At 41.2% G+C, this 20,153-nt stretch carries 20 protein-coding genes; 12 read left to right on the forward strand and 8 right to left on the reverse strand.

All coding sequences use genetic code 11. The features are described 5' to 3' along the window. Positions 1-40: 40 nt before the first annotated feature. Complete coding sequence (locus FN809_RS07605; RefSeq protein WP_142532905.1) at positions 41-622, forward strand: acyl carrier protein phosphodiesterase; 582 nt, start codon at positions 41-43, stop codon at positions 620-622. A 124-nt stretch (positions 623-746) separates the two neighbouring features. On the opposite strand, the gene prmC is transcribed toward FN809_RS07605, so the two are convergent. Then, on the reverse strand, positions 747-1,604 hold the full coding sequence (gene prmC / locus FN809_RS07610; protein WP_246095523.1) for a peptide chain release factor N(5)-glutamine methyltransferase: 858 nt from the start codon (positions 1,602-1,604) through the stop codon (positions 747-749). Between the two features lie 96 nt (positions 1,605-1,700). On the opposite strand from prmC, the gene ribD reads away from it, so the two are divergent. Continuing rightward, positions 1,701-2,792, forward strand: a complete 1,092-nt coding sequence (ribD, locus tag FN809_RS07615) for a bifunctional diaminohydroxyphosphoribosylaminopyrimidine deaminase/5-amino-6-(5-phosphoribosylamino)uracil reductase RibD (RefSeq protein WP_246095525.1) — start codon at positions 1,701-1,703, stop codon at positions 2,790-2,792. Positions 2,793-2,838: 46 nt separating this feature from the next. Further along, on the forward strand, positions 2,839-4,302 hold the full coding sequence (gene cls, locus FN809_RS07620; protein ID WP_142532906.1) for a cardiolipin synthase: 1,464 nt from the start codon (positions 2,839-2,841) through the stop codon (positions 4,300-4,302). Between the two features lie 105 nt (positions 4,303-4,407). On the opposite strand, the gene FN809_RS07625 is transcribed toward cls, so the two are convergent. From FN809_RS07625 to FN809_RS07635, 3 genes are all read right to left on the reverse strand, one after another. Further along, on the reverse strand, positions 4,408-5,541 hold the full coding sequence (locus FN809_RS07625) for an aminotransferase class I/II-fold pyridoxal phosphate-dependent enzyme (protein ID WP_142532907.1): 1,134 nt from the start codon (positions 5,539-5,541) through the stop codon (positions 4,408-4,410). 171 nt (positions 5,542-5,712) lie between these two features. Next, entirely contained in the window at positions 5,713-6,441 is a 729-nt protein-coding gene (gene recO / locus FN809_RS07630) for a DNA repair protein RecO (protein ID WP_142532908.1), read from the reverse strand. Between the two features lie 8 nt (positions 6,442-6,449). Continuing rightward, entirely contained in the window at positions 6,450-7,115 is a 666-nt protein-coding gene (locus FN809_RS07635; RefSeq protein WP_142532909.1) for a CBS domain-containing protein, read from the reverse strand. Between the two features lie 185 nt (positions 7,116-7,300). Here FN809_RS07635 and FN809_RS07640 point away from each other — a divergent pair, with 185 nt between their 5' ends. After that, positions 7,301-8,017 (forward strand): pyridoxine 5'-phosphate synthase, encoded by a 717-nt coding sequence (locus FN809_RS07640; protein ID WP_142532910.1) that lies wholly within the window; start codon positions 7,301-7,303, stop codon positions 8,015-8,017. Between the two features lies 1 nt (position 8,018). Next, on the forward strand, positions 8,019-8,825 hold the full coding sequence (locus FN809_RS07645) for an alpha/beta fold hydrolase (protein ID WP_142532911.1): 807 nt from the start codon (positions 8,019-8,021) through the stop codon (positions 8,823-8,825). Positions 8,826-9,011: 186 nt separating this feature from the next. On the opposite strand, the gene FN809_RS07650 is transcribed toward FN809_RS07645, so the two are convergent. After that, positions 9,012-9,767, reverse strand: a complete 756-nt coding sequence (locus FN809_RS07650; protein WP_142532912.1) for an arylamine N-acetyltransferase family protein — start codon at positions 9,765-9,767, stop codon at positions 9,012-9,014. Positions 9,768-10,140: 373 nt separating this feature from the next. On the opposite strand from FN809_RS07650, the gene FN809_RS07655 reads away from it, so the two are divergent. Then, positions 10,141-12,579, forward strand: coding sequence for a TonB-dependent receptor domain-containing protein (locus FN809_RS07655; protein ID WP_185957491.1), 2,439 nt, complete (start codon positions 10,141-10,143; stop codon positions 12,577-12,579). Positions 12,580-13,742: 1,163 nt separating this feature from the next. Here FN809_RS07655 and FN809_RS07660 read toward each other — a convergent pair. From FN809_RS07660 to FN809_RS07670, 3 genes are all read right to left on the reverse strand, one after another. After that, on the reverse strand, positions 13,743-14,042 hold the full coding sequence (locus FN809_RS07660; RefSeq protein WP_142532914.1) for a hypothetical protein: 300 nt from the start codon (positions 14,040-14,042) through the stop codon (positions 13,743-13,745). A gap of 224 nt (positions 14,043-14,266) precedes the next feature. Further along, positions 14,267-14,449, reverse strand: coding sequence for a hypothetical protein (locus FN809_RS07665; protein ID WP_142532915.1), 183 nt, complete (start codon positions 14,447-14,449; stop codon positions 14,267-14,269). A 409-nt stretch (positions 14,450-14,858) separates the two neighbouring features. Continuing rightward, positions 14,859-15,248 carry a phospholipase gene (locus FN809_RS07670; RefSeq protein WP_142532916.1) on the reverse strand — a complete coding sequence of 130 codons (390 nt, stop codon included), beginning with the start codon at positions 15,246-15,248 and terminating at the stop codon, positions 14,859-14,861. Between the two features lie 83 nt (positions 15,249-15,331). Between FN809_RS07670 and FN809_RS07675 the strand changes: the two genes are divergently transcribed. The 6 genes from FN809_RS07675 to FN809_RS07700 all read left to right on the forward strand — a co-directional run bounded on the left by FN809_RS07675 (position 15,332) and on the right by FN809_RS07700 (position 20,128). Further along, on the forward strand, positions 15,332-16,039 hold the full coding sequence (locus FN809_RS07675) for an SOS response-associated peptidase (protein WP_142532917.1): 708 nt from the start codon (positions 15,332-15,334) through the stop codon (positions 16,037-16,039). Positions 16,040-16,171: 132 nt separating this feature from the next. Beyond that, positions 16,172-16,948, forward strand: coding sequence for an AMP nucleosidase (locus tag FN809_RS07680; RefSeq protein ID WP_142532918.1), 777 nt, complete (start codon positions 16,172-16,174; stop codon positions 16,946-16,948). A gap of 29 nt (positions 16,949-16,977) precedes the next feature. After that, positions 16,978-17,982, forward strand: a complete 1,005-nt coding sequence (gene holA, locus FN809_RS07685; RefSeq protein ID WP_142532919.1) for a DNA polymerase III subunit delta — start codon at positions 16,978-16,980, stop codon at positions 17,980-17,982. A 161-nt stretch (positions 17,983-18,143) separates the two neighbouring features. Then, a complete protein-coding gene (locus tag FN809_RS07690; RefSeq protein WP_142532920.1) occupies positions 18,144-18,758 on the forward strand; it encodes a rhomboid family intramembrane serine protease in 615 nt (204 codons plus the stop codon). A 12-nt stretch (positions 18,759-18,770) separates the two neighbouring features. Continuing rightward, positions 18,771-19,277: a D-glycero-alpha-D-manno-heptose-1,7-bisphosphate 7-phosphatase gene (locus tag FN809_RS07695; RefSeq protein ID WP_142532921.1), complete on the forward strand. Its 507-nt coding sequence runs from the start codon at positions 18,771-18,773 to the stop codon at positions 19,275-19,277. Beyond that, positions 19,274-20,128 (forward strand): aminotransferase class IV, encoded by an 855-nt coding sequence (locus tag FN809_RS07700; RefSeq protein WP_142532922.1) that lies wholly within the window; start codon positions 19,274-19,276, stop codon positions 20,126-20,128. The genes FN809_RS07695 and FN809_RS07700 overlap by 4 nt, the downstream gene beginning before the upstream one ends. Positions 20,129-20,153: the final 25 nt, after the last annotated feature.

The following is a 20,153-nucleotide window of genomic DNA, read 5'->3' on the forward strand; positions in this document are numbered from 1 at the left end:
CTGCATGTGAATTAATTAGCTATAATGATAACTTTGTATTATGAACTTTTTGGCACATATTTATTTATCGGGCAATCCCGGACCGCTGATGATTGGCAATTTTATAGCCGACTTTGTAAAAGGGAAGCAGGTGGAACGCTTTGCTCCTGAAATACAGGACGGCATACGCCTTCACCGTAAAATAGATGCCTTCACGGATAGCCATCCTGTTGTAAAGCAAAGTTCGGTCCGGTTTAAACCCTGCTATCAGCGCTATTCTTCTGTTGTTGTGGATGTGATTTACGATCATTTTTTAGCCAAAAACTGGCAGCAATACTCGCCTGTGCCTCTACACACCTATGTGAGCCAAGTGCACACCTATTTACTGAAAAATTACTTTGTGCTCCCTAACCGGGTAAAAGGCTTTTTGCCATTTTTAATTAAAAGCCGGCGTTTAGAGAACTATCAGCATATGTGGGGCATTCAAAAATCCTTGTCCCTTATGGCCAATCATAGCTCCTTGCCTGCAGAATCGGAATGCGGTATGAAAATAATGTCTGAACAATATGCAGCCTTAGAAAAAGAATTCAAATTCTTTTTTACGGAGTTGAGGCAGATGGTGGAAAAAGAGCTAGCTAAATAGCTACGAAAGTTCATGCCATCTGCAATAGCCTTTTAATGTTTATGGCTGGGATCTGAGATTAGATTTAAAGCAGTATTTTTTGTTTTTCGTGAATTTATAAATAGTTAGAATTAAAATTTATGATTTACAGACTACCCTTTACCATTCTGTTTTTGCCAAAAATATCATTACCTAACTCCACCTCTTTAAAACCCATGTTGCGCATCAAGTGGCTCGTTTGTTTTCCCAGGGCTTCATTTATCTCAAAATAGAGCCTACCGTTTGCATTAAGCGCTTGGGTAGCAAGTTTACTTATGGCACGGTAAAATAGTAAGGGGTCGTTGTCCTTTACAAAAAGAGCCAGGTGGGGTTCATGTTTCAACACGTTATCCTGCATTATTTTTTTTTCGAGCTCCCGCACATAAGGTGGGTTGCTCACAATAATATCGTATTTTCTGCTGATTTCGATGTTAGGAGCAAGAACGTCCTGTAAATTAAAGTCTATTTCCACATTATTGGCTTTGGCATTCCTTTTGGCAAGGGTAATAGCTTTTGGCGAAATATCCCACGCGGTAACTTTTGCCTGGGGCATATGTTTTTTTAAGGCAATAGGAATACAGCCCGAGCCGGTGCCAATATCTAATATTGCCGGTGCGGTAAATTCAGTATCCTGGATAATCCATTGCACCAGCTCTTCGGTTTCGGGGCGGGGTATTAACACATTTTTATCTACATAAAAGGTTAAGCCATAAAACAGGGTATGTCCCACAATATATTGGATGGGTACCTGCTGTTTTAGTTTAAGTAAGGCATCCATGCAAAAGCGCCTATCGGCCTCTCCCAACTCATAGTCCGTTTTTATCAACATATCGGTACGCGAAAAACCCAGCAAATGGGCTAAAATGATACCGGTAAAATTTCTTATCTCTTCTTTGGGATAAAAGGATTCAAGTTCCTGATTAAAGCTATTGATAAGCTGTTTAACGGTGCGGCAGTTCATCATTTACAATTAATAATTTTTGTGGTGCCGCAAAAATAACCATTTTTGTATAGCTAAGGGCTAATATGGAGTAGATGTGTTGGCTGCACGCCCTAAAAAATGATTATATTTAAGAACCCATGGGTACGCATTTTATTTATTAATATGGATGAAAAATATATGCAGCGTTGCCTGCAATTGGCAAAAATAGGATTAGGCAATACCTACCCCAACCCCATGGTAGGTTCCGTTATTGTGCATGGGGGTAAAATTATTGGTGAGGGGTTCCATCATAAGGCAGGGGAGGCACACGCAGAGGTAAATGCAATTAGGTCGGTGCACAACAAAGAGTTACTTAAAGAGTCTACCTTGTATGTCAATCTGGAACCTTGTGCACATTACGGAAAAACACCACCTTGTGCCTTGCTTATTCAGCAGAGCGGCATACCCAGAGTAGTTATTGGCTGTACCGATAGTTTTTCACAGGTGGCAGGAAAGGGAATAAGCCTATTAAGAGATGCCGGGGTGGATGTGACGGTGGGCCTTTTGGAAAAAGAAAGCAGGGAACTCAACAAGCGTTTTTTTACATTTCACGAAAAAAGAAGACCTTATATTATTTTAAAATGGGCACAAACGCTCGATGGCTTTATCGATGTAAACCGAAGCAGGGACAATTATGGTCAGCCTACATGGATTACTAATAATATAAGTAAAAAACTGGTGCATAAATGGCGTAGCCAGGAGCAGGCCATTTTGGTGGGCGTAAAAACAGCATTAAAGGATAATCCATCGCTCACCACGCGCGAATGGGCCGGCCAAAGTCCGGTGAGGATATTGATAGACCGACATGGAATAATTCCGAAATCATTTCGTATTTTAAACGGCGAAGTGCCAAGCATTGTTTTTACCGCCAAAAAGCGGACAGACGAAAAAAACATTCGCTATGTGCCTATTTCCTTAACACAGGATTTAGTTCCTCAGATTTTGAATGCTTTGTATGAATTTAACCTGCAATCGCTTATTGTAGAGGGTGGGCGGCAAGTGTTGCAAAGTTTTATCGATGCCAATTATTGGGACGAAGCCCATTTGTTTGTTGGCCATAAAATGTTTGTATCAGGCGTTAAGGCGCCCAAAATTAGTGGTTCTATTATGTTGGAAGAAAAACTGGACGACACACGACTTTTTTATTACAGAAACTATATGGCCAGGTAGGCCATCGGCAACACAGTACTATAGTTATGCTCTAAATATTTTGCCTATGTGGTTTATAGATAATCTATCTTTTATCATCTATACCTTTGTAATCGTATCCTATGCCATATCGATACTGGTGATTATTAGCATTATGATTCTGGAAAACCGAAATCCCTTAAAATCACTTTCATGGATACTGGTGCTGCTGCTATTACCCATGATAGGTATTGCATTGTACATTTTTTTTGGCCAGAATCTGCGTAAGCAAAAAATAATAAATCGCAAAGGACTCGAAAACCATGATTACCTGCTTTCTGTTGCCAGCGAGCAAACCAAAGACCTATCGCAATTTTATGGCTTAAACAACCATTTGCTGGCAGAGAAAGAACGAATTATGCAGCTCCAACTATTTAACAGTAATTCCGTGCTAACGGCGGGTAATAAGGTGCAGCTGCTCCATAACGGGCGCGACAAGTTTAATGTAATGTTTGAAGCACTCCGTGGCGCCAAAAAATTTATCCATCTGCAATATTACATCATCGAAAAAGATGAGATAGGCAAAAGTTTGATGGAGCTGCTGGTTCAAAAAGTTCGTGAAGGAGTAGAGGTAAGGGTTATTGTAGATGACGTGGGCTCGTGGGAATTTAAAGACAAAGATTTTAAAAAGCTAAGAGCCGAAGGAATAGAGATTTATTCGTTTTTAACCGTTCGCTTTCCCTCTTTCACCAGTAAGCTCAACTATCGCAATCATCGTAAAATAGTAATTGTTGACGGACTGATAGGCTTTCTGGGCGGCGTAAACGTGGCCGATCGCTACATTCATGGTAGTCCGGTTTATGGCATCTGGCGCGATACACATTTAAAAATTGAAGGCGATGCCGTAAACACCCTCCAGACCATTTTTTCGATCGACTGGTATTTTGTGAGCCAGGTAGAATTGCTCGACAAAAAATATTATCCCGCAAGGGAACCGATAGGTGATAAGTTGGTGCAGATTTCGTCCAGCGGTCCCGATACCGATTGGCCCGGTATAATGATGGGCTTTTTTAAGCTGATCACCACCGCAAAAAAATATGTTTATATCACTACGCCTTATTTTATGCCCAACGATAGCATATCTATGGCCTTAAAAACTGCGGCAATGGCGGGTGTGGATGTACGTATAATCATACCCGGAAAATCGGACGCTTACCTCACCAGGCTTTCCTCACTATCCTATTTAAAAGAGATGATGCTGGCCAATGTTAAAATTTATTTCTACCAAAAAGGTTTTATGCACAGCAAGGTAATGGTATCCGACGATATGGTGTCTTCGGTAGGTTCGGCCAATATGGACTTCAGAAGTTTTGAGCAAAATTTTGAGGTCACCGCCTTTGTTTATAATACTGCCTTTGCCCTGGAATTAAAAGAACAATTTAATCAGGATTTTGCCGACAGCAAAAGGCTTGTGCTGAGCGAATGGAAGAAACGCCCCTTGCGGCAAAAAGCCAAGGAGTCGCTGGCACGTTTATTTAGTCCCTTGCTGTAGATAGAGGTGTGCTCGGATATTTTTAGCAAAAAAAATCATGTTTGACTTCTTTTTTTACCGATTCACTTGATTGGAATATACGGTGTAGTAATATCAAAAAGTACCCTACCAATTCTTCAGCCGTGTTGCGGCATCAATAAGTGTTTCGTCCGATAGTGATAAATTCACCCTCAGATATCTCTTTTTGCTTTTTTCGTGATAGTAAAAACGGATGGGCACGGTAGCCAAATTTAATTCGTACATCAGGGTATGTGCCAATTCTATATCCGATTTATCGCCCTGTGGCTCCATACAAATTAGCTGAAAATAAGTACCCTTACTGGGTATGGCCTTAAACCTTGAATCATTGAGGATGTTTAAAAACAAATCGCGTTTGCCCTGATAAAAGGAAGCCAGGTGGTTAAAATGATTGTTTTCGTTAATAAAATCGGCTATGGCCATTTGGTAGGGACAATTGACCCCTTCGCCAAGGGTGGTGAATACTTCCCGTATCCCTTTCATCAAATGAGCCGGAGCCATGCAATAGCCCACATGCCAATTGGGAATATGTAAGGTTTCGTTGAAGGAGGAAACAATAACACTGCGTTCCCTTAAAAAAGGATACAGGGCAACACTTTGATGCATTTCGCCATCGAACACCACATGCTCAAACGACTCGTCGCTCAGTACCATGATATTGGTGCCGTTCAGTAATTTTTGAAGCCGGATCATGTCGAGCTCCGACAAGGATGTGCCCGTAGGGAAATGTGGTGAATTAATAATCACCATCCTGGTTTTGTTGGTGACCTGCATATGTACTTGTTCCCATTCAATACCAAAATCGGGAGCTTTTAAGGTAACGTAAACCGGCCGTGCACCGGCCATCTTTATGGCGGCATCGTAACTTTTATGGGCCGGCTCAAAAATTAATACTTCGTCGCCTTCCTTTAGTAAGGACATTACGGTTGCAGATATACCCTGCTTTACCCCGGTGGCGATGGTAACTTCCGTATCAGGATCATAAGTATGATCGTATAGCCTGGCCGTTTTTTTCGAAATAGCCGATCTGAGTTCGGGTAAGCCAAATTGAGGAGCGGCAACATTTGCGTTCAGAAGTATGTAGTGATGTAACTTTTGCTCTAACCTGGCATCAACTTGCAGTGCCGAATAATTTTCGGCCAGGTTAATGAGCCCATTATCCCGGGCATACTCTGCTATGGCCTTGGGTGTTGTTAGCATATCGGTGTTGTGTGTAGTCATGGCAAACAATAGTTCAGATAACAAATTTGGCGGCTTTAACTTTGTGCTTTACTCAGCCATTCCATATGGGGTCTATAATATTACCCCTTCAATTTACGAAACATTTTCTTATATATCCTTTCATTCGGGCATATGTGCCCATATTTTACGTTAACGCTCTATATTCTTATACTATCGGAATATTTCCTTTAATACCTCAAAGGACTTAATCTTAGAAAATCCACTTATGTGCCAATGAAAATAGAGCAATATTTTTTGTATAAGGCCATTTCTTTGTGCACTATTCATTTTTATCGTATCCAATTGTTCTATACCCGTGTTTTGTAATTGCAACAATATAGCCGTTTCAAACGTATTTAAATAATCGGGATAGGCAGGTTCTGTATGGCAGAACATACCTGTGCGTAAGTCAAAATATTTAAGCCCCTCATTACTTGTAAAATGAGGATAGAATCCCAAGGGACGAGTGAGCCTGAACAACATAAAAAGATGAAAGTTTTGCAAGCCGGGCAGCTCATTGTCTAAAACACAAATGGATTGGTGCAAAAAATCAAATAATGCATCGTCCCTTTTATCTTCGAGCCTCAGTGCTTTGCTCAAAACCTCGGCAATAAAAAAAGCAAGGCTTCTGCGCACCGGTTCAAATGGTATTTGAGTAAGCGGAGGGTTTGCCCTAAAATCCTTTATACGGTGTACGCTCTTCTTCTCAGAGTGGTACACCTCTAAATCAAGCAGCGCCAAAGGCTGCATAAAAATGCCTTTTCCTCTACTTTTGCGACTGCGCGCTCCATTCACTATATACGATTGCAGCCCTAGTTTTTCGGTATAAACCTGCGAAATAACACTGGTTTCGGCATATCGTGTGTTAGTGAGCACGATACCTCGGGTGGACTCTATCATGCGGGTTTTTAAATGTTCAGGTATCGTATAAGTGCGTCGTAATTTTTCTTTACCACTTCATCAACGGCACTGTACTCCGAGTAGGATGCCGTTACATTATATTCGTATCGGTCAAAGGCACGCAACACCGGGGTGATGTCTTCGCGGTTTAACTTAATGGTAATGTTGAGCATATTACTGTTCTCGTGCTGCGACACATAAAAACTTAAAACTTTCGTATCCGAATCCTCAATGATCCTTGTTATGGCAGAAATAGAATAGTCGTAGGAAGGCACCTCAATTTCCACAATGCCACCCGGTGTGTGGGCAGCTATCAATTCTGCAAAGTTTTTCAGCAGGTCGGTTTGTGTTATTAAGCCCAAATACTCCTTATTTTCCTTTAGTACCGGAACCACGCTTAACTTAAGCCGCGATGCAAGCTCTATAATCGAATAAATGTGCTGGTTGTAATACACATAAGGCGACATCAACGATAACTGATGATTTCCTAATGGCTCTTCGGGCGCGTTGAGATCATAAATATCTGTATCGCTCACCAATCCTAAAAAACTATTGTTGTTTACTATAGGTAGATGCGAAACCCTAAAAGCCTCCATCCAATTCAAAGCCTCGGAGCCTGTATTGGAGGTGCGCAATGCCGGAACTGTTTCTGATATCAAATCTTTGGCTATCATAGGTCACTTTAGATAAATACTTTTAACTTTGTGGACGGTTCGGTTGTTCCTTTGTCCACGTTTAATTTGCTTGCTATTAACAACACTATTAAAGATAGTGGCTTATGCTGAAACAACCAAACGATTGATTGGTTTATTGTATGCCCTATAGTAAACACACACCTGATTTAACAAATTAATATCCTATGGCTAAACTAAGTGTAAATATTAATAAAATTGCCACCTTGCGAAATGCTCGTGGTGGTAATGAGCCCAACGTACTAAAGGCAGCTATCGATGTGCAGGAGTTTGGAGCCGACGGCGTTACCGTACATCCGCGCCCCGATGGCAGACACATCCGCTATCAGGATGTGTGGGACATTAAACCCATCATAAAAACCGAGTTTAACATTGAAGGATATCCGTCAAAGGAATTTATGGATTTAGTAAAAAAGGTGAAGCCGCATCAGGTTACCCTGGTTCCGGATCCGCCGGAAGCCCTTACCTCCAATGCCGGCTGGGACACCATCAAAAATAAATCGTTTTTACAGGAAATTATTGCTGATTTAAGCGATGCAGGTATCCGCACTTCCATTTTTATCGACACAGATTTAAATAATATTGCCCATGCCGTAAAAACAAATACCGACCGTATTGAGCTGTACACTGAACCCTATGCTGTAATGTATGCAAAAAATAAAGAAACAGCTATTGCACCATTTATAGCCGCTGCCGAAGTAGCTCGAAAAGTAGGATTGAAAATTAATGCCGGTCACGACCTGAGCCTCGAAAACCTGAAATATTTCTCCGATAATATATCTTTTCTATCAGAAGTATCAATTGGGCATGCCCTAATTAGCGATGCACTTTATTTTGGGCTGGAAAAAACCATCAAGTTATACAAACAACAATTGATAAAATAGTATGGAACTCTTCTTTCGCGAATTGGGTAAAGGGGATAAAAATCTGATTATAATACATGGTTTATATGGCTCGTCGGACAATTGGCTGAGCGTGGCGCGTATGCTCGAAGATAAGTTCAGGATTTTTATTGTGGATCAGCGAAACCATGGACAAAGCCCCCATAGCAATGAGATGGATTACAACAGCATGGCCGAAGACATTAAAACATTTATGCAGCAGCGGCAGTTAAAAAAAGCCAACATAATGGGTCATTCAATGGGGGGTAAGACAGCTATGCTTTTTGCGCTTAAAAATCCCTTAATGGTGGATAAATTAGTGGTGTTGGATATTGCACCCAAGTATTATAATCAGGAGACCAACTATGGCCGGATTACCAGCGACCATCGAGCCATTGTAGATGCCCTGCTCGCTGTTGATCCTTCGGAACATAGCTCGCGCAATGCCATTGGCAAAGTGCTGAAACAAAGCATCCCCAACAATATGGTGCGTAGTTTCCTGCTTAAAAATGTTGAGCGTGGCAAGGATAAACAATATTACTGGAAGCTTAATGTTCAGGCCATATCGGATAACTTAGATAAGATAATGAATGGTGTGCCGGAGTTTGAAGATACAGAGGAATTTCCATCCCAAAAAACAGTAGTGATGATAAGAGGCGCCAAATCACCGTATGTGCAGGACGAGGACATGCAACTTGTACGCAAATATTTCCCCTCGGCCCAACTGGCCGACATTCCTGATGCCGGACATTGGCTTCATACAGATCAGCCTGATCTGTTTATTAAAACACTAGATTATTTTTTATCGTGAGATAGTAAGCTAGGCCAGGCAAAGAGATCTTAAATCAATTTTACCTTTTGACATTTCTGTATACGTATTTGCGGGTTTTAATAGCAATACTACCCGGTTTAATTATGCTGTATTGTATGGTTAATGTGGTTTTTTCCCCTGCCTTCAGTTTATTTTAAAAATGCGGAATGATGCAGTATCTGCACATTATAGCTTTGGAATGTCAAATAAACTCCTCAAATACTGTTTGAATTCTACTTCATCTTTTATTTCGTGCTCCGTTGTTGAGTCTGACGCATTTATTTTCAAATTATTTCCGCTAATGGTAATTCTTCCATTCGTTGTTGGTAATGAGATTAATCTATTCCGCGTAAAATTTGACTCGGGACTGGTTTGGTGGTAAGCGCACATTTCTTGAAACTCCTTAAAATTTCTCCCGCTCGTCTGGAAAATATATTTGGGAGTGGTTTTTCCTTTTTCCGTTTTATTTACGCTAAAATAAGTATCGTTATACTTATCCACAAGGTAAGTGCCGCGTTCGTCATATTGAATTTTACCAATATCTATTTTGAGGGGCTCAAAAGTAAAATCGCCAAATCCAACATCTGTTAAATATTCATTATCGTCAATTCTAACTATAATTGCCATATGGTCAAACTCTTTCCCATACCCTTTTTCTTTGTTATAAACACGAGCAGAGATTTGTCTGGCCTCAAAGTTTAGTGCAATCAACAGTTTAAAAAACAGCCCGTTTAATTCATAACAAAATCCTCCACGCTTGTTGAGTACGATCTTTTTGTAAATTCGGTCAATATCCAATTTAATCGGAACATTATAATGTATATCCAGATTCTCAAACGGCACATGCAAAAGATGCTGTTTTTGTAGTTTTTTTAATAAATCCAAATTGGGTGTTGACTTTCCTCTATGTTTAATTCTATCGAGATATTTTTCTATGTTCATTTCTATGTGTCCTTAGTTTGTTTCTTATTCTGTACAGGGCATGAGTAGCCGTAAGTACGGCTGTAAGTTGTTTATAAAGTTCAAAAATACAAACTATCTTCAACAAACTATGGCTGTAGTCTGTTATAACCGGAAGACGTCAATTATGCACGCCGCTTGTTACGTTACAAGCATGTTTAAAAGGCAGTTCTGCATCTTTTAACTGAGCGCATCCTTTAACCCAATTATATGTGTGGCTAAAATGTATGCGGCTAACTTCCTATTTCCATTACGTATCTCTTTTTTGATTTAGTTTATTTAAACCGAGGGGATGATCGTTTTATGACGTCAAAATACAGAGAACAAAAAAATGAGGACAGAAAAGAAATTTTTTATGAATGCGACAAAGAAAAAATGGGGCTTGATATGTTGGGCTCTTCTTATGGTTTTTGGCCCGGCCTTGGCCAACCCAACAAACGAAATAAGTGAAAAAGGAGTATTGAAAGGGCATGTTTATGATAGTAAAACCGGGCAGGCTGTTGAGTATGCAACCATAGCCGTTTACAAGAGCCGGGATAACTCGTTGGTTACCGGAGAAATTAGCGATGCGGATGGAGCATTTGCCATAAAAGGGCTGGAGGCCGGAGAGTTTTATGTTACCATATCCTTTTTGGGCTACGATGCCGTACGGTACGACAAAATAACGGTGGAACCGGGCAGGGACGTGGTAAATCTGGGCGACATCATGCTCGACGGCTCATCCCGTTCCCTCGACGAAGTGGAGGTGGTAGCGGACCGCCAATCCATCGAGTTTAAAATTGATAAGAAAGTAGTGTCCGTAGGGGAGCAAATGACTTCTGCATCCCTGTCGGCCGTGGAAGTGTTGGAGAATGTACCTTCCATACGGGTGGATATCGAAGGTAATGTATCGTTGCGTGGGAGTACCGGTTTTACGGTGCTCATCGATGGTAAACCAACGGTGCTTGATCCGTCCGATGCTTTGCGCCAGACACCGGCTTCCACCATCGAAAATATCGAAATTATCACCAATCCTTCGGCCAAGTACCAACCCGACGGTACGGGCGGCATCATCAATATCATCTCCAAAAAAAACAGGATGCAAGGTATTCAGGGGCTGGTAAATGTTAAGGGTGGCTCTTTTAGTCAATACGGGGGCGATATATTGCTTAATTGGCGCCAAAAAAACACTAATTTTTATGTGGGCGGCGATTACAACAACCGTCCTTTTCCGGGAGAATCATTTAGCGAACGCCGTACAGTGAACAATGGTATTACCACCACAAAAATATCCGAGGGAGAAAACGAACGAAGTTTCAATGGGGGATCTTTTAGAGCCGGTTTTGATTGGGATATCACCGAAAAGGATTTCTTTTCAATCGGGATTCGTACCGGTAAATATAACATGGACAGCGAGTCGGATCTGTATTACACAACAAGGCAAACACCCGGAAATACCATCCTGAGTGAGTTCAATAGGAGCGACGCATATAGGGGCGGTTCGTATTATTCACTTACCGGAAACTACCAAAGAAAGTTTGCACAAGAGGGTCACGAACTTTCGGCCCAGCTCAACTATCGTTCCCGCGAGGGTGAAGAATGGAGCGAGAACAGGTTATATTCAGAAAATAAGAACCAGATAAATTCCGGAACACGAACGACGGAAGACGGTCCTTCCGCGCGCTGGGAGATGCGTTTGGACTATACTAAACCCATAGGCGAGAAGGATCGTTTCGAGGCCGGTTTTCAGGGGCGCAGCAGCGAGAGCGACGACATCACTACCCTGTCGGTTTATGACCAGACCATTGGCGAGATGCTTTTGCAAGAAGATAAAAGCAATGAAATCAATTATTCGCGCAATATATATGCCTTGTATTCTACTTATAACGGACAATTGGGCGATTTTGGCTATCAACTGGGCTTGCGCGGTGAATATACGCTGCGCGACATCCTCAATATAGCGGGGGACGAGAAATATACCCTGGATAGGTGGGATTACTTTCCCACCCTTCATCTCTCGTACCAACTACCCAAGGACCATCAGCTTATGGCCAGTTATTCCCGACGTATCGATAGGCCCAGGGGATATTATTTAGAGCCATTTATTACCTGGCAAGATATGTACAATGTGAGGCAGGGGAACCCTAATATGGATCCTGAATATATCGATGCTATGGAATTGGGCTACCTTAAAAAGTGGGAATTGGCTCAGCTGTCGTTGGAGGGCTATTATAGGGTAACGCACAACAAAGTAGAAAGGATACAGAGCGTTTACGAAGAGGGTATATTGTTGACAGCGTTTGCCAACGTGGGCACCGATTATTCCTTTGGGCTGGATGCGACCTACAGCGTGCCGTTGTTTAAATGGTGGGAAGTAAACCTAATGGGGAACATGTACGATTATAGGGTAGAGGGATCGCTGAACGAAAAGAGTTTTGAGCGTAGTTCTTTTAACTGGAGCTCCCGCCTTAACAGCACTTTCCGCGTGATGAAAACTGTACAGTTGCAACTGGATGGCAACTACAACAGCCCTACCGTGACCTCGCAAGGCGAAACCGAGGGCTATTACACTATGAATGGTGCGCTGCGGATGGACTTTTTGGATAGAAAACTCTCGGCAGTGGTGCAGGTAAGGGATATTTTTGCTACTGCCCGCCGCGTATCCGAAACCCAGGATGCCGACTTTTATAATTACCAAAAATGGGAAAGAAAGGCTCCCCTTGTTTCGTTTACCTTGAGCTATCGTATCAATAATTTTATGCCCAAGCGCAATAACAGAGGTAACGGTGAAGATATGGGTGACGAAGAGTTTTAGTGTTATTTTATAAAGGCCGCCTACATACCTGCTCAACGGTGTAAAAAATTTAAAGGTAGATAGTTAGGCTCTTAAAAAGCAGCTAACGCCAACATATTAACGATAATTTTCTTCATATTTTTGTTGCATACGCGAACCTTTACGGTATCCTCCAAATACGGGCACCGACATCAGCAACGCAGCTTGGGACCCACTTGTTGAAGAGGATGGAAGGACAGAAAGCTGTTTGAGCGCAGTGAGTTCCTTCTGGCCCATCGTCGAGACATTAGTGGGTAAGCGAGTGGTGCAGTCGGCGGGCTTTTTTTGTTTACTTTTTTTGGCTGTAGAAAAAAAGTAAAAGCCACTCCGGCTTGAGGAGAGTAGAGAGGTTTAAAGTAATAGAGTTGTAATTATCTGTGCGGAATCCCCCGAAGGGCTTTTGCCGCTTTGGGAAACCTAAATGCTTACTAATTTTAACTTTAGGGTTCCACAACAATCATAAATTTCATGACGATAATTTCGGGGCTAATTACGGTGTACCAAAAAAACACGTTTTTATAACTATGCACGGCATTTGCTCCTCCGCTAAAGCTATGGCGGCACGCGGAATGCCGTGCTTTAATTCGTCCTGAGATTGGCGACCACATAATAATATAGGCCTAAAGTAAAAATGGAATAAAACACAAGATTGGTAGCTCCCGGAAAATTTAATATTACGCTCAACCCAAAGCATAGCATTACAAAAGTTATAATGGTTATATAAATTGCCAGTATTAGGTAAAAGGGATACTTTTTTAAACTGAATTCACTTTTTATTAAACTGACAACCAGTAGGATGGGAACTGATAATTCCATTAGCCCTAAAAAATAGATAAAGGGATTGATACCTCCGGGAAGTTTTGATAGAAAGGAGTTACTGAAAAGATTTATATACCTTCCCATTACTTGCGCACTGTTCATTATTTTTTCCCAGCCCGGAAAACCCATGGTGTAAAACAACATAAAGTACAAGGGCAATATTCTGATATGATTAAAAAGCTTTAAGCTGTTGTTGCTGGATTGTCTTTCAAGCCACCACAGTAAAAAATACAATAGGGAAACGAAGAAAAACAAGTTGGCGCTTCCACCATGATTGGAAAGTAGCCGCAGCATAAATCCGTAAATGGTAATTGATGTGATGGAAATTAAAACCCCCCACTTAAAATATGTGAAGCCTTATTTTTTAAAAACTCTTTTTTGAGCAACGAATACATAAGAAGAACAGGAACCAATAACTGCAGTACTGCGGTAAGGGTTAATAGCAGGTTGTAATAATCGGGATAGCTACCTATGGTGGCTTTGTTGTATATATTGAGATATTGCAGGTGGATATCATTACTACCTGCAAGCAGGTTCCAACCGTTGATGGACATGGAAAAAATAAGGACTACATAAATTGGCAGTAGTATTACAGCGTTAAAATTTAAAGGCTTCAATCGACTCATAAGTATATAGTTTTAAACGAAAACACACAAAGCAAAACAATCAATTGTTTATTGGGTTCAGCAAGCCGCGCCATTTGCCCGGAACAAATAGGGTATCAATTTATGATATCCACCCATTGACCTTACCACCTATCAATCTATATACCTGCTATGCAAAGCTCCCCGCACAGCATTAAATCTCCTCAAGCGCTTCGCATTTAAAAATGTCACTTTGGCGCTTATCGTTACGATACCTGATGCAAGGTATGTTTTCGTCCCAATCGTCCAGATGAATTTTTTTGGCAGATGATGCACAGCCCCGGAGAGGGCACTGAACCGGAATCCATTTTTGTTTTATCGCCGATAAGTTGTTGTATGTAGCGTTTTGTAAGGGACGGTATAAAGCGTTTTTTTAATGCTATTTTCATCTAAAATTAAGATTCGGCTGGGAAGGAGCTAGCTGAAGTGGCCGTATCTGCGGATGCCGTTTTTATTGAAATGGTGGTTTACGGTTTGAACTGCGGTTGCTCGCAGGCGGTAGCCAAAGCGGTAGAATAATTAACAATGTGCAACGGGTAAAAGCCAGCCATAGCGAAGCCAGCCGAATGTTGCGCTTAACAGGTATCAATCTTATACTGCTGCGCTTGGGAAGATAATTGTTGACACCCGATATGGTGTTGGCGTTATAGCTTTACAAATAGATAGGGATGAGTAGTATATGCCTAAAATGCTAAGAATCATTTTACCAACCCGGTAGCGATGGGGCTATCTTGCTGCTTACCATTTATACGAATGTGCTTGCAGCCTTTTACCTGCCTCCTATTGTACGGTGCTACACTACCCTTGAACTGTTCTTCTTTCTTCCACAATCATCAAGGCTTCTTCACGGATAACCATGGGCAGTTCTATACCCCGCAGTTGTATGCTCTTTAGCCAGCCGGTTACTTCGTGTTCCTTCAAAGTATATAATACATCGCGAAACTCTTCAATGTGTATGGATGAATAGTCACTGGCTTCCGTTCCTTTAAAACGATCCAACTCTTCGTCGTTATAATATTCTATTGCATCGCTGACGCTCAGCAGGCTGTCGGCCTCACATACTTCATGCGCTCCACAGCAATCATCGGGTACCTCTTTCGTTTGTGCAGAATCTGCCTCATCTCCTCCCCGCGAAGTAAACCATGCCACAATTAATGCGGCTACAATAAGTAATACAATATAAATCATAATGCAAAATTATAAAAAAAGTAGTGTTAATGTGCTTTTGCTCACTTAATAAACCTTAACTTTTGGATTTTAAAAAATGAGCAATGTGCTTTACAGTAAAATATATTACCCAAAAAAAGCTTATATACGCAAAGCGCCGAAGCGATTCGATTGGTGAAATAAACCGGATCGAAAGCGAACTCAAGGAATTAACCATCGGTATGAAGCCGCAGTTTTCTGCTTCGGGTTTTGCCCATCCGCCATTACTTGTATTTAGGAACGTACATCCCCTGCGTCCTGAAATGTTTCAATGGGGGCTTGTGCCTCATTGGGTTAAGGATCAGAAAGAAGCCGGCCGGATACGTAAAAAAACCCTTAACGCCCGAGGCGAAAGCATTTTTGAAAAACCTTCGTTTAAAAAAGCTGCAAGCCATCAGCGTTGTTTAGTAATGGTAGATGGCTTTTACGATTATCACTATAGTAACAATAAAGCCTTTCCCTGCCTTTTTCAACACAGAAATAAAACACCTATGGTGCTGGCCGGATTATGGGATCAGTGCCGTACCAACAACCATAATGTTTGGAACACGGTTACCATTGTTACAACTCCGGCCCATGGATTGATTAAAGAAATGCAAAATAATCCGAAAAAAAAGGAGCAACGTTCGCCCCTTATTCTCAATAAGCATACCGAAAATATTTGGCTTGGCAACACCCCTCGGAAGCAATTGGATGAACTCGTGTACAGTAAAGCTAATCCCGACCTTGAGGTTTCGTGTAAAATTGATAGGATGCCGGGTTTATGGGATTGATTCAAACATAATTAATCCGGATATCTGTATAAATTTGCATTAAACCTTACCCGACCGCCCGGTCGGATTTTAATCTTCTGTTTTTTTGTTTTAATTTTAAAAAAAATAAAATCAAATGGATAAAGTATCGCTATGAAAACAAAAAAAGATATTGTGGACAACTGGTTGCCACGCTACACCCACCGTAAGTTAGCGGATTTTACTTCGTATATTTTACTTACTAACTTTCAACATTATGTCGATTTATTTGCGGAGTGGCACCAGGTGCCCGTAGTAGGCGAAGATAGTAATATGCCCAATGCAAGTGCCGATGGAGTAACCATAATTAATTTTGGGATGGGGAGTCCCAATGCGGCTACCATCATGGATTTGCTAAGTGCCATTGATCCTAAAGCGGTTTTGTTTTTGGGTAAATGCGGCGGACTGAAAAAGAAAAACCAGCTGGGCGATTTAATCCTTCCTATCGCTGCCATCCGTAACGAGGGAACTTCTAACGATTATTTACCTGCCGAGGTGCCTGCGCTACCTGCTTTTAGCCTTCAGCGTGCTGTTTCTACCACTATACGCGATTATGGACGCGATTATTGGACGGGCACGGTTTTTACTACCAACAAAAGAGTATGGGAATACGACGAACGCTTTAAAAAATATTTGGTAAAAACCCGCACCATGGCCATCGATATGGAAACCGCCACCATATTTACTGTAGGTTTTGCCAACGAGATACCCGTAGGTGCCTTGTTGCTTGTGTCTGATCAGCCCATGATTAGTGCCGGTATAAAAACCGATGCCAGCGACAAAAAGGTGACGGCCGAATACGTAGAACAACATCTGCAAATCGGTATCGATTCGCTCAAGGAAATCATCAACGGTGGAAAATCGGTGAAGCACCTGTTGTTTGATAATTAATCGTATTTTTGGGGCAAAGTAATTTTTGTATGACCGAATTTAAGCAGATAATGACGGATTTGAAAAACCGTCGTTTTAAACCCATTTATTTTTTGATGGGCGAAGAGACTTACTATATAGATGCCATCACCAATTATATTGTGGACAATGTTTTAACCGAGGAGGAGAAAGGATTTAATCAAACCGTGTATTATGGTAAGGATGTGGATGCGGCTACCGTTGTAATGGCTTCGCGCCGCTATCCAATGATGTCGAAATACCAGGTAGTGGTGGTAAAAGAAGCACAGGATATTGAGAATATCGACGAATTACAACATTATGCGAGTGCCCCTTTAAACTCTACCATTCTGGTTGTCAACTACAAATATAAAACCCTTGACCGACGCAAGAAATTAGGATCGATCTTAAAAAAGAACAATGCTATTTTTGAGTTCAAAAAATTGTACGACAATCAGGTAGGTGCATGGCTTACACAGTATTTGAAAGATCAGGGCCTTACCATTGATGTAAAGGCCGGGGCGTTAATGACGGATTATCTGGGCACAAATCTGTCAAAGATGGTTAAAGAAATTGATAAGTTAAAGGTGGCTGTAGGCCCGGGCCTTAAGCATATTACGCCCGATCATATCGAGAAAAATATCGGTATGAGCAAAGATTATAATAGTTTTGAGCTCCAAAAAGCACTAATTACCAAAGATGTGCTTAAAGCCAACCGTATTATAAAGGTCTTTGGAAAAGACCCCAAGAGTCACCCCATTCAGGCGGTTATTTCAGTGCTGTTCAATTACTTTTCAAAACTGATGGTGTATTATTACTTACCCGATAAAGCAAAGGGAAATGTAGCCCGCGAACTGGGTATCCGTGAGTTTTTTGTGCAGGACTACAGCATGGGGGCACGTAACTATCCGGCACGTAAGGTGGTAAGCATCATTTCGGTGCTTCGCGAATACGACATGAAAAGTAAAGGCTTTGGAAATGTATCGGCCAACAACGGCGAATTACTCAAAGAAATGGTTTTTAAAATATTGCATTAATTTAGTTCGGTAGATATTGAGATAATTAGCAATTGATAAAAAATCAACTCCCAGTTCCCCATGAGTGATGATTTAAGAATTTCTCATATCAAGATCTTTGATCTATAAACAGATTGTATAAATATCTCTTATCTATCAGTCTCTTATCTAATTTTAAACACATGAATGCACTAGTAATATTGATAGGCGCAATAGTAATTGTAAGCGCAACGGCTTTCAGTCAGCCACAAATTTTTGACAAATATAAGTTTAATGCCTATCAGATAGTGCACCGCAAAGAATATATCCGTTTACTCTCGCATGGCTTTTTGCACGGTTCGTGGACGCATCTTTTGGTTAATATGTTTGTGCTCTACTCATTCGGAAGGGCGGTTATATACTATTTCGATAGCGTATTTCCGGGCAGGGGGCAACTTATGTTTTTGCTGTTGTTTTTTTCGTCACTGATATTTTCGAGTCTGTATTCGCTATTTAAAGAAAAGGACAATGTTTATTACAGTGCGGTAGGTGCTTCAGGAGCGGTTTCGGCAGTGCTTTTTACCAGTATATTTTTTGCCCCTTATAACTTACTGTATCTGTTTGCAGTGATACCTATACCGGGTATTGTGTTTGGTGTGGCGTATTTGATTTATACCAAAATAATGGCTAAAAAAAATATCGACAACATTGGCCACGATGCCCACTTTTGGGGCGCTGTTTTTGGATTTGTTTTTCCCCTCATCTATAAGCCCTCTTTGTTTATGCATTTTATTAGCGAATTGCTTCCCTTTATTTAAATATACAATTACATGAACAAGGCGGTTTTTATTGATAGGGATGGTGTGGTTAATAGTGATGAAGGCCATTATTATGTGTATAGGGTAGAGGATTTTGTTTTTAATCCGGATATCGAAATGGCTTTGTCGCTATTAAAAAAGGCAGGTTTTAAAACCATACTTGTTACCAATCAGGGCGGGGTGGCCAAGGGCGAGTATGATATGGAGGAGGTGCAGTTGTTGCACAATTATATGCAGGCACAGCTTGAAAAATACGGCGCTCAATTCAATGCCATCTATGTTTGCCCACATCATCATTCGGTATCGGTTTGTGATTGCCGAAAACCAAAACCTGGCATGATATATCAGGGTATACGTGATTTGAACATTGACCCACGGAAATCGTTTTTAATAGGGGACGCGGACAGGGACATACAAGCCGGACAAGCCGCCGGGCTCAGGGCCTGTTTTAAGGTGAAAAAAAACAGCTCGATACTTGCACAGGTAGAACACATTATATCCATAAGCGATAAGGCATGATTGACTTTGTAATATATAACGGACAAACGTTTAACGCCAGGCAGGTGCCCTTAGATTATAACAACCGGGCGTTTAGGTATGGCGATGCTTTTTTTGAAAGCATAAAATGTAACGGCCATTACCCTTTACATTTCCATTTGCATTACAAGCGTATGGTAAAGGCCATGCTAAGCCTTAAAATGGATATCGCTTCATTTCCTGACGAGGAAGAATGGAAGGGGCTCATTGCTAAGTTACTGCAAAAAAACAAATCCTTTGGGGCATCGCGTGTACGCATCCAGGTGTTCAGAAGGGGCGAAGGTTTGTACACGGCACAAACCAACAAAGTAAGTTATCTTATTGAGTCCTTACCCTTAAATTCTGTTGCCTATCAGTTAAACAGCAAAGGTTTGTTGGTGGATGTGTATGACGACATGAAAAAGCAATACAGCCCCTTGTCGTTTTTTAAAAATTCAAATGCGCTTCATTACGTGCTTGCCGCAGGTTATAAAAACGAAAAAGCTATTGACGATTGCTTGCTTGTTAACGACCAAAACAAAATTATAGAAGCTGGCAGTTCTAATTTATTTTGGCTTAAAGACGGCGTTATTTTTACTCCATCTGTTTTTACAAGCTGTATCGATGGTGTTATGCGCGCCGTGATATTGGGTATATTAGAGAAGCACAATGTGTTTCAATTGATAGAAACCCGGGGAGCCACTTCGCAGGAGCTACTACAAGCCGATGAGGTTTTTATTACCAATGCCATCCAGGGTATCCAATGGGTAGTAGGCTTTAAAGAAAAACGTTATTATTGTCAGATGTCTAAGAAACTGGTGGAGCTGTTGAATACGGAAACATTTGGAGCATAAAAAAAAGGCAAGCCACAGGCTGCCT

This window comes from Saccharicrinis carchari, assembly GCF_900182605.1.
Lineage (GTDB): Bacteria > Bacteroidota > Bacteroidia > Bacteroidales > Marinilabiliaceae > Saccharicrinis > Saccharicrinis carchari.

Excerpts from the sequence above, each read along its gene's own strand:
- FN809_RS07605 (WP_142532905.1), top strand. The coding sequence starts at position 41 with ATGAACTTTTTGGCACATATTTATTTATCGGGCAATCCCGGACCGCTG.
- prmC (WP_246095523.1), bottom strand. The coding sequence starts at position 1,604 with ATGATGAACTGCCGCACCGTTAAACAGCTTATCAATAGCTTTAATCAG.
- ribD (WP_246095525.1), top strand. The coding sequence starts at position 1,701 with ATGATTATATTTAAGAACCCATGGGTACGCATTTTATTTATTAATATG.
- cls (WP_142532906.1), top strand. The coding sequence starts at position 2,839 with ATGTGGTTTATAGATAATCTATCTTTTATCATCTATACCTTTGTAATC.
- FN809_RS07625 (WP_142532907.1), bottom strand. The coding sequence starts at position 5,541 with ATGACTACACACAACACCGATATGCTAACAACACCCAAGGCCATAGCA.
- recO (WP_142532908.1), bottom strand. The coding sequence starts at position 6,441 with ATGATAGAGTCCACCCGAGGTATCGTGCTCACTAACACACGATATGCC.
- FN809_RS07635 (WP_142532909.1), bottom strand. The coding sequence starts at position 7,115 with ATGATAGCCAAAGATTTGATATCAGAAACAGTTCCGGCATTGCGCACC.
- FN809_RS07640 (WP_142532910.1), top strand. The coding sequence starts at position 7,301 with ATGGCTAAACTAAGTGTAAATATTAATAAAATTGCCACCTTGCGAAAT.
- FN809_RS07645 (WP_142532911.1), top strand. The coding sequence starts at position 8,019 with ATGGAACTCTTCTTTCGCGAATTGGGTAAAGGGGATAAAAATCTGATT.
- FN809_RS07650 (WP_142532912.1), bottom strand. The coding sequence starts at position 9,767 with ATGAACATAGAAAAATATCTCGATAGAATTAAACATAGAGGAAAGTCA.
- FN809_RS07655 (WP_185957491.1), top strand. The coding sequence starts at position 10,141 with ATGAATGCGACAAAGAAAAAATGGGGCTTGATATGTTGGGCTCTTCTT.
- FN809_RS07660 (WP_142532914.1), bottom strand. The coding sequence starts at position 14,042 with ATGAGTCGATTGAAGCCTTTAAATTTTAACGCTGTAATACTACTGCCA.
- FN809_RS07665 (WP_142532915.1), bottom strand. The coding sequence starts at position 14,449 with ATGAAAATAGCATTAAAAAAACGCTTTATACCGTCCCTTACAAAACGC.
- FN809_RS07670 (WP_142532916.1), bottom strand. The coding sequence starts at position 15,248 with ATGATTTATATTGTATTACTTATTGTAGCCGCATTAATTGTGGCATGG.
- FN809_RS07675 (WP_142532917.1), top strand. The coding sequence starts at position 15,332 with ATGTGCTTTACAGTAAAATATATTACCCAAAAAAAGCTTATATACGCA.
- FN809_RS07680 (WP_142532918.1), top strand. The coding sequence starts at position 16,172 with ATGAAAACAAAAAAAGATATTGTGGACAACTGGTTGCCACGCTACACC.
- holA (WP_142532919.1), top strand. The coding sequence starts at position 16,978 with ATGACCGAATTTAAGCAGATAATGACGGATTTGAAAAACCGTCGTTTT.
- FN809_RS07690 (WP_142532920.1), top strand. The coding sequence starts at position 18,144 with ATGAATGCACTAGTAATATTGATAGGCGCAATAGTAATTGTAAGCGCA.
- FN809_RS07695 (WP_142532921.1), top strand. The coding sequence starts at position 18,771 with ATGAACAAGGCGGTTTTTATTGATAGGGATGGTGTGGTTAATAGTGAT.
- FN809_RS07700 (WP_142532922.1), top strand. The coding sequence starts at position 19,274 with ATGATTGACTTTGTAATATATAACGGACAAACGTTTAACGCCAGGCAG.